This is a genomic window from Frankia sp. AiPs1 (assembly GCF_023716945.1).
Lineage (GTDB): Bacteria > Actinomycetota > Actinomycetes > Frankiales > Frankiaceae > Frankia.
Map to the genome: position 1 here is coordinate 1 of NZ_JAMQQF010001178.1, position 551 is coordinate 551.

General features: G+C 76.4%; 1 protein-coding gene. It reads right to left on the bottom strand.

Annotated features, from left to right (window positions below; all coding sequences use genetic code 11):
* The coding region (locus ND748_RS33530; protein ID WP_251750218.1) for an Hsp70 family protein at positions 1-551 on the bottom strand (551 nt) is incomplete at both ends.

Genomic DNA, 551 nt, shown 5'->3' on the forward strand with positions numbered 1-551 from the left:
GAGCAACGGTGGCAACGAGGTGAGGCTGGCCGGGTCCGGCGGACGGATGACCGCGGTGACGTCGTAGGCCTCCTCGGCGGCCGCCGCGGCGGCGGCGCCGAACAGCCCCCCGCCGGCCCGCGCGGAACGGTCGGCAAGGTCGGCGGCGATCAGCGCTGCGCCCATCGCGAGATCCGCGTCCGTGCGGTGCTCGATGCGGCCGATCTCCGGGAAGGCGGCCCGCAGCCGGCGCGTCACCAGCGGCAGGTGCGCAACTCCGCCGGACAGCAGGATGCGGGAGAGATCCGTGGGGCCCGCGGGTACCGAGCGCAACGTCCGCCGGAACGTCTCGACGGTGTCGTCGACGATCGGGCCGACGAGTGTTTCCAGCTCGCCCCGGGTCAGCGTGGCCGCGGCGTCGACGCCGGGCAGCTCCACCACCAGGTCGACCTCGTCCTCCTCGGCGAGGACCTCCTTGGCCTGCGCGGCCTCGCGGCGCAGCCGGGTGAGCGCGAGGCGGACGGCGGGATCGGCCCGGTCGAGCCGGCCGGCCTCGACGCCGGCCGCGGCCA